The sequence below is a fragment of the Pseudomonas sp. Irchel 3H3 genome, assembly GCF_900187635.1.
Taxonomy (GTDB): domain Bacteria; phylum Pseudomonadota; class Gammaproteobacteria; order Pseudomonadales; family Pseudomonadaceae; genus Aquipseudomonas.
In genome coordinates, this window is sequence record NZ_FYEC01000018.1 from 110,555 (window position 1) to 117,562 (window position 7,008).

At 61.5% G+C, this 7,008-nt stretch carries 7 protein-coding genes; 6 read left to right on the top strand and 1 reads right to left on the bottom strand.

What is annotated here, in order from left to right; all coding sequences use genetic code 11:
• The first annotated feature begins 40 nt into the window (after positions 1-40).
• The 4 genes from CKW24_RS19185 (at position 41) to CKW24_RS19200 (ending at position 2,235) form a co-directional block, all read left to right on the top strand.
• Positions 41-487 (top strand): GNAT family N-acetyltransferase, encoded by a 447-nt coding sequence (locus CKW24_RS19185; protein WP_095169732.1) that lies wholly within the window; start codon positions 41-43, stop codon positions 485-487.
• Complete coding sequence (locus CKW24_RS19190; protein ID WP_095169733.1) at positions 484-1,104, top strand: FMN-dependent NADH-azoreductase; 621 nt, start codon at positions 484-486, stop codon at positions 1,102-1,104. The genes CKW24_RS19185 and CKW24_RS19190 overlap by 4 nt, the downstream gene beginning before the upstream one ends.
• A 28-nt stretch (positions 1,105-1,132) precedes the next feature.
• Positions 1,133-1,564, top strand: a complete 432-nt coding sequence (locus tag CKW24_RS19195; protein WP_095169734.1) for a carboxymuconolactone decarboxylase family protein — start codon at positions 1,133-1,135, stop codon at positions 1,562-1,564.
• Positions 1,565-1,734: 170 nt separating this feature from the next.
• A complete protein-coding gene (locus CKW24_RS19200; RefSeq protein WP_256585504.1) occupies positions 1,735-2,235 on the top strand; it encodes a DUF2867 domain-containing protein in 501 nt (166 codons plus the stop codon).
• A gap of 7 nt (positions 2,236-2,242) precedes the next feature.
• Here the strand turns inward: CKW24_RS19200 and CKW24_RS19205 are convergent, their stop codons facing one another.
• Entirely contained in the window at positions 2,243-2,677 is a 435-nt protein-coding gene (locus CKW24_RS19205; RefSeq protein ID WP_095169736.1) for an Lrp/AsnC family transcriptional regulator, read from the bottom strand.
• Between the two features lie 139 nt (positions 2,678-2,816).
• Here CKW24_RS19205 and CKW24_RS19210 point away from each other — a divergent pair, with 139 nt between their 5' ends.
• Complete coding sequence (locus CKW24_RS19210) at positions 2,817-5,864, top strand: aminotransferase class III-fold pyridoxal phosphate-dependent enzyme (protein ID WP_095169737.1); 3,048 nt, start codon at positions 2,817-2,819, stop codon at positions 5,862-5,864.
• 248 nt (positions 5,865-6,112) lie between these two features.
• On the top strand, positions 6,113-6,643 hold the full coding sequence (locus CKW24_RS19215) for a glyoxalase superfamily protein (protein WP_095169738.1): 531 nt from the start codon (positions 6,113-6,115) through the stop codon (positions 6,641-6,643).
• Positions 6,644-7,008: the final 365 nt, after the last annotated feature.

Consider the following 7,008-nt stretch of genomic DNA (forward strand, 5'->3'; position numbering starts at 1 on the left):
CGCCCTAAAGTGAGCCATCTCTTCACGGCGGACAACGCACATGCCTTACACCTTTCAACACCTCGACGACCCGCAGGCCTTGGCGGCCAGCTTTGCGCTGATGGGCGTGTTGCGCCCGCACCTCAATGACCAGGACCGCTATGTGGCGCAACTGGTTCGGCAGGCGGAGCAGGGCTACCGTTTGCTGGCCGCGCAGGAGGGCGAACGCCTGGTCGGCCTGGCCGGTTACCGCGAGTTGGAAAACCTGCTCTACGGGCGTTTCATCTATGTCGATGACCTGGTGGTCAGTCCCCAGTTGCAGCGCAGCGGCGTGGGCGCGCAACTGTTGACCGCGGTTCGCGAGCAGGCCGTGCAGCGCGATTGTGATCACCTGGTGCTGGATACCGGCCTGCATATGCCGTTGGCCCAACGCTTCTATTTTCGCCAGGGGCTGTTGGCCCGTGGCATGCATTTCACCCAGAGCCTGCGGGCAGGAAATCCGGCATGAACAATCTGTTGTTGCTCAATGCCAGCCCGCAGGGGCAGGTGTCCCACGCCAACCAGTTGGCACTGGAGCTGGTGGCCTCCCTGCGCAACCGCTATCCGCAGCTCGAACTGGTCGAGCGCGACCTCGGCGCGCAGCCGTTGCCCCCGCTGGATATGGACTACGCCCGTGCGCTGACCACGGCCACGCCGTTCGACTCGCCAACGTTCGAGTTGTCCGAGGCGTTGATCAGCGAGTTGGAGCGCAGCGATATGCTGCTGATAGCCACGCCGATGCATAACTTTACCCTGCCGGCCGCGCTCAAGCTGTGGATCGACTACGTCCTGCGCATTCACCGCACATTCAGCTCGGGCCCTGAGGGCAAGACCGGTCTGCTGCGCGATCGCCCGGTGTACGTGATTGTCGGTTCCGGTGGTTTTCACCAGGGCGAGCGGGCCCGGCAAGCGGATTTCCTGACCTCGTACCTGCGCCATGTGCTGAATACCCTTGGGCTGTTCGACCTGCACTTTTCTTATCTTCAGGGCTTGGTGTTGGGTGAGGAGGCCGTCCGCGCAACGCTCGACGATAGCCGCGCCCGGCTGGCACTGGAGCCACTGTTCAATCATCTCGTTTGTGCCTGAGCGATTTTTTCTACCGAGGAGTTTCACCATGAGCCAACTCAGACTGCCGTTTCCGTCCCTGTCGCCTGCCGCCTATCAGGGCCTGCTCGCCACCAACACGGCGCTGGCTACCAGCTCCCTCGGCTTGCCGCTGCTGGAGCTGGTGTACTTGCGCATCTCGCAGATCAACGGCTGCGCGTTCTGCCTGGGCAAACATGCACAGACCTTGCGCGACAGTGAGGTGGCGCAAGAGAAGCTGGATTGCCTGGCGGGTTGGCGCATCAGCGAACTGTTCAACGCCCGCGAACGCGCCGCACTGGCCTGGGCCGAGACACTCACCTACGTCAGTGAGAAGGGCGCGCCAGACGAATTGTACGAGCCATTGAAAGCGCACTTCAGCGATGTCGAGATTAGCGACCTGACGTTGGCTGCGGCCTTGATGAATGCGTTTAACCGGCTGGCGGTGGGGATGAAGCTCTAAGGGCAAAAATCCTATTCTCAAAACCCTGGGCGAGCCGGATAATCCGCGCAAACGTGCAAAGCGCCGCAGCATTGCGCGCAAGCGTGAATTTTTCGAACAGTTGGATGAGCTGTTCTAGCAATCCTTACGGCGGGTCACCCGCCGTTTTCACCCAGGTTGAGGGATTATCCTTGGTTAGCACATCAGCTGTTCACACCCTGCGCCCGCTGTCCGAACTGGATTACTACGACTGTCGCTCGGCCGCGCTGGCTGCGGATGTCAGTGTGCTTGAGGCATGGAACATCATTACCGCGCAAACGGGGTGGTTCATGCGCCTGGCGTTCCGGGTGAGGGACCGGATTTCCTCGCTGTTCGGGGTGAAGCGCATCGGCGGTTTTTCCGGTACCCAGCGCGAGACAGTCAGTGTGGGGGACTACCTGGATTTTTTCCGGGTGGAGCATTGTGCCCCCGACGTGTTGGTTTTGACCGAGCGGGACCGGCACCTGGATGTGATGATTTGCCTGTCGATAAGCGCTCGAGTGATGACGATCACCTCATCGGTGATCACCCACAACGCCTTCGGCCGCGCCTACATGGTGCCGGTCGGTCCAGCGCACAAGGTGATCATCAAGCGCAATCTGCGGCAACTGCAGCGCACGCTGGCAGAGCGCGCATCAGCGCTCACGGACTAGCAGCGGATCACTGCCGATCAATGTCGCGCCGCAGGACCACTGCGGTGGTGATGTCTTCAACGGATTCGTGAATCGCGACGGCGTCCCTGACTCGATTGAGGTCATCGATGGTGCGCGATTCAACCTCGATCACCAGGTCGAGCTGGCCACTGACCGAGGAGACGCGGCGTACCTGGGAGTTCTGGGCCAGCAGGTCGAGCAGGCCGATGGCGGGGGTGCGTTTCAGGCTGACCAGCAAGATGGCGCGAATCACGTGGGCGTCGATTTCGCCGATGTCGGCGCGGTAGCCGCGGATCACGCCGTTGCGTTCCAGATTGATCACGCGCTCGCTGGTAGCACTGCGTGAGAGGCCAATCCTCGCGGCCAGGGCCTTCAGGGCGATGCGTGCTTCTTTCGACAGGATTTCCAGGATTTCGCGGTCTTTGGTGTCCAGGTCGCGCATATCAACTCCCCATTTTTGCTGCCGATTTTGTGCCGGTCGATTCCGACAATATGCAGGCCAAAGCCGACCGTATACTTACTGCCTTCCCTGGTTTCGCGTGCCAAGCTATCTGAAAAAAATGGCTTGGAAAACAATTACTATGACTAATCTTTCGCATCCTGCCCCGCAGTTCTCGACAGGCGATGCCGAAAAGCTGGGCGCGCAGCTTTTCAACGTAATCGGTACCGCCACGCCGCTGGACGGTGAACGAGATCGCAACTATCGGTTGCAGACCCAAAGCGATGCGGGGTGGATCCTGAAAGTCGTCAACTCCACCGAGCCACGGGTTGAAAGCGAGTTCCAGACGGCCATTCTCAGCCACCTCGCCAGTCACAATCCCGAGCTGACCGTGCCGTTCCTGAAGAAGAGCCTGGCCGGCGATTTCCTCGCCACCGCAGTGGCGGCCTCCGGCGAGACCCACGCGGTGCGCCTGGTCAGCTGGCTGCACGGCACGCCGATGGCCGAGGTCGAGCGTACCTTCGAATTGATGCGCAGCCTTGGCCAGTCCTTCGGTGAGATCGATCGGGCGCTGCAGGGCTTCATGCACCCCGGCGCGGTGCGCGATCTGGACTGGGATCTGCGCCACGCCGCCCGTTCGCGGGCACGCCTGCACTTCGTCAAGGATCCGGCCAAAAGGGCGATTCTGCAGCGCTTCATCGAGACCTTCGAACAACAGGTCCAGCCCCGGCTTGCGCGCCTGCGTGCCCAGGTAATTCACAATGACGGCAACGATTGGAACATCCTCGTCGATTCCGGCAATCACCAAAAAGTCTCGGGCATCATCGATTTTGGCGATGCGGTGCACACGATTCTGATCGCCGAAGTAGCCATCACCTGCGCCTATTCGATTCTCGACATGCAGGACCCCATCGGCGCGGCCGCCGCCCTGGCTGCCGGGTTCCATGAGAAGTACCCGCTGCAGCCGGAGGAACTGGACGTCCTGTTCAACCTGATCGCCATGCGCCTGGTAACCAGCGTGACCTTGTCGGCCTCGCGCCACGACCAGACGCAAGACAACCCTTACCTTGCCATCAGCGAAGCACCGGCCTGGCGCCTGCTGGAGCGGATGGACGCGATGAACCCGCGCCTGGCGACAGCAATCCTGCGCAAGGCCTGTGGGTTTGACGCGGTCGAAGGCGCGGGGGCGATTCGCCGCTGGGTGGCGCAGAACAGCCAGTCCTTCGCGGATATCGTGCGGCCTTCGGCGGCGAGCATGAACAAGGCCATTGCGCCGTTTGGCGATGCCGCCCATGTGATGACTGTCGCTTCCGCCGAGCAGCGTCCGGCAGAGGCCACCCAGTGGTGGGAAGACTTTGCGGCCGAGCACAAGGTGCCGCTGGGCATCGGGCCGTGGGGCGAGGAAAGAACCATCTACACCGACGCTGCGTTCGAGTCGCGCTTCATCCAGGGGCAACGGCGCATCGTGCACGTCGGTGTCGACCTGATCATGCCCGCTGGCACGCCGCTCTATACGCCGGTCGCCGGGGTGGTGCAGAGCGTCGAGGTCGAGTGGGAGCCGTTGGGCTACGGCGGCCTGATCATGCTCAAGCACTCCCCTGAAGGGTGCCCGCCATTCCTGACCCTGTGGGGCCACATGGCCCATGAAGCGCTAAGTCGCCTGAAACCCGGTGACCAGCTTGAAGCGGGGGCGCTGGTCGGGCACATGGGGGCGGATCAGGAAAACGGCGGGTGGATTCCCCACGTGCATTTCCAGATGTCCACGGACATCGGCCTGAAAGCGAGCGAGTTCATCGGGGTCGGTGAACGGGCCTATCGTGAGGTCTGGGCCGATGTGTTCCCCGACACCTCGACGCTGGCCGGGATCCCGCCAGAAACCTACAGCCAGGATGGCCGCACCAAGGCTGAGATTGTCGCCAAGCGCAAGGAGCTGCTGCTGCCCAACCTGTCGATTTCCTATTCTGACCCGATCAAGTTCGTGCGCGGCGATGGGGTCTGGTTGATCGATAACTTCGGCCGGGCCTATCTGGACTGCTTCAATAACGTTTGCCACCTCGGCCACTCCCATCCGGATGTGGTGCAAGCACTGGCGCGCCAGGCAGGACGCCTGAATACCAACACCCGCTACCTGCACGACAATATCGTGGAGTATGCCCAGCGGCTCACCGCGACCTTGCCGGAAGGCTTGGCGGTGGCGTCCTTTGGTTGTTCCGGCAGTGAAGCCAACAGCCTCATGCTGCGCATGGCGCGCAACCACACCGGGCGCAACGATGCCATCGTGCTGGATTGGGCTTACCACGGCACCACTCAGGAACTGATTGACCTCAGCCCCTACAAGTACAAGCGCAAGGCCGGCAAGGGCCGGGCCGAACACGTGTTTGAAGCGACCGTGCCGGATGCCTACCGTGCGCCGGACGATTGGCCGTTCGAGGAGCTGGGCAAGCGTTTTGCGCAAAGCGTGGCGGAGCAGATTGACTGCATGCGCAAGCAGGGCAGGGCCCCGGCATTTTTCTTGGCAGAGTCGATTCCCAGCGTCGCCGGGCAATTGTTCTTCCCGGAAAACTACCTCAAGGAAGTCTATGCCATGGTTCGCGCCGAGGGCGGCCTGTGCCTGGCGGACGAGGTCCAGGTCGGCTTTGGTCGGGTCGGCAGCCATTGGTGGGCGTTTGAAACCCAGGGCGTGGTGCCCGACGCAGTGACCATGGGCAAACCGATTGGCAACGGCCATCCGATGTCGGCGGTGGTGACCACCCGGGAGATCGCCGACAGCTTCAACAACGGCATGGAGTACTTCAATACTTTTGCCGGCAGTCCGGTGTCTTGTGCGGTGGGGCTTTCGGTACTGGAGGTGATTGAGCGCGATAACCTCAAGCTCAATGCGTTGACCATGGGTAACTATCTGCTCGACGGTTTCCGCAAGCTGCAGCAGCGCTACGAGGTGATCGGCGACGTGCGCGGACAGGGCCTGTTCCTTGGGATTGAACTGGTCACCAACCGCAAGACCAAGGTGCCCGCCACGCACATGGCCAAGCGGGTCGCCGATGGTGCCCGCGAGCGCGGGATTCTGATCGGTACCGAAGGGCCGTATGACAACGTGCTGAAAATGCGTCCCTCGATGATTTTCAGCCAGGCCAATGCGGACTTCCTGTTGGAAGTGCTGGACGACAGCTTCCGGGCAGCACTCCAGTAAATCCCCGCAAACGGCGTGCGACAACCAGGGTGTCGCACGCCGTTTGCGGCTGGCGCAAAGCCTGGGGGTGATCAAGCGGTTGGCAGCTTCACGAGCGGTTGTGTACTATCGGCGCTGGCCGCTGCTGCCCGCCGCTCGCTCCCATTGGGAAAGGTGAAAGCAGGTTTTTTTCAAACTCTCCTGTATCACTCTTGATAGTCGAGGTTTGGCAACGCGAGCACCAGAATGCTTCGACTCCGGGAGTCACAATGCTGTCTATCCTCAAAGCCAAGCAAATGGCCAAGCACCTGCGTGCTTCGCTCGAGCAGCACCATCAACCAGTGTCCCACTCCACCGCGCTTGAACTGGTCGCCCAGCAGTTGGGCTACAAGGACTGGAACACCGCCTCGGCACTGCTGCCAGAAGAAAATCCCCAGCCCGCTGTGACCTTCGACAAAGCCATTCCAATCCTGCGAATGTTCGACGAAGCCAAGGCGCGGGAGTTTTATCTGGATTTCCTGGGGTTCAGCGTCGAATTCGAACATCGCTTCGAAGCGGATCTGCCGCTGTACCTGGGCATCAGCCGTAACGGCCTGCAACTGCACCTGTCCGAACACCATGGCGATGCGAGCCCCGGGGCGACGATATTCGTGCCGATGCACAACATCGACATGCTCCGCGATGAGTTGCAGGGCAAACGCTACGGTTATGGACGTCCGGAGATAGTCGAGCAGGGCTGGGGCAAGGTTCTGGAAGTGTATGACCCGTTCGGCAACCGGATTCGCTTCTGCCAAAGCTGATGGGGTGATGGGCCCTGAGCTATAGCCAGGGCCCAGCATAGGTATCTACACAACTTTGTAGCGGCCTGTGGCGAGGGAGCTTGCTTGCGTGGCGGCCTCTGGGGGGGTGGATTAGGCGGGGTACATATCCATTTCTGCGGTAACGGCCTCCTATGGTTCCGCTTTTACAGCGGCTCACTTTTGGAGGAGCCCAAAAGTAAGCAAAAGGCTCTTGCCCCACCACTTGGCCCCTCGCTTGGGCTCGGTGTGCCCTCACTCCGGCTTGAATCCGTGGGCCGCCGCCACGCGCCATCCATGGCGCGGGGCGGCTAACCCGGCGTCCTGCCGGGTTACCCACGGCTTCAAGCCTGCGTTCGGCCAGCGTG

Coding starts and splice junctions, on each gene's coding strand:
- CKW24_RS19195 (WP_095169734.1), top strand. CDS start 1,133: ATGAGCCAACTCAGACTGCCGTTTCCGTCCCTGTCGCCTGCCGCCTAT.
- CKW24_RS19205 (WP_095169736.1), bottom strand. CDS start 2,677: ATGCGCGACCTGGACACCAAAGACCGCGAAATCCTGGAAATCCTGTCG.
- CKW24_RS19215 (WP_095169738.1), top strand. CDS start 6,113: ATGCTGTCTATCCTCAAAGCCAAGCAAATGGCCAAGCACCTGCGTGCT.
- CKW24_RS19190 (WP_095169733.1), top strand. CDS start 484: ATGAACAATCTGTTGTTGCTCAATGCCAGCCCGCAGGGGCAGGTGTCC.
- CKW24_RS19210 (WP_095169737.1), top strand. CDS start 2,817: ATGACTAATCTTTCGCATCCTGCCCCGCAGTTCTCGACAGGCGATGCC.
- CKW24_RS19185 (WP_095169732.1), top strand. CDS start 41: ATGCCTTACACCTTTCAACACCTCGACGACCCGCAGGCCTTGGCGGCC.